Genomic DNA, 318 nt, shown 5'->3' with positions numbered 1-318 from the left:
GCAAAATCCTCTACCGTGAATCCGACATCGAAAGGATGCTTGCTGACGGCTACCGTTCCGCCTATCGGCTGACAGGCACATGATTTTCTTGAAGGAGCGCGGTTTGCCGTCTGCCCTATGGTTGCGGAGCAATGGACTTTTAACATAAAGAAAAAAGGAATGGCTTACAGATGAAGCACCAATATCCTGCTTCGCCTGTAAGCCATTCCTTTCTATCTTCTGATTTCCCGCCAGTCGCTTGTTTCCGTTGCCGGATGCTCTAAAAGCGTGTGGCAGGCAGTGGCAAGGTTTTCGGGCCGAATACGCTCCACAGGAGGA

1 pseudogene is annotated in these 318 nt (G+C 50.9%); it reads left to right on the top strand.

Features of this window, described 5'->3' with window-relative positions:
* Window positions 1–83: pseudogene (locus tag E5342_RS19955) on the top strand (helix-turn-helix domain-containing protein); the annotation flags it as partial.
* Window positions 84–318: the final 235 nt, after the last annotated feature.

Origin of the sequence: Parabacteroides distasonis (assembly GCF_004793765.1) — a bacterium.
GTDB lineage: Bacteria > Bacteroidota > Bacteroidia > Bacteroidales > Tannerellaceae > Parabacteroides > Parabacteroides distasonis_A.
Note: the sequence above shows the minus strand (reverse complement) of the source record. Positions and strands in the feature narration are given on the sequence as shown.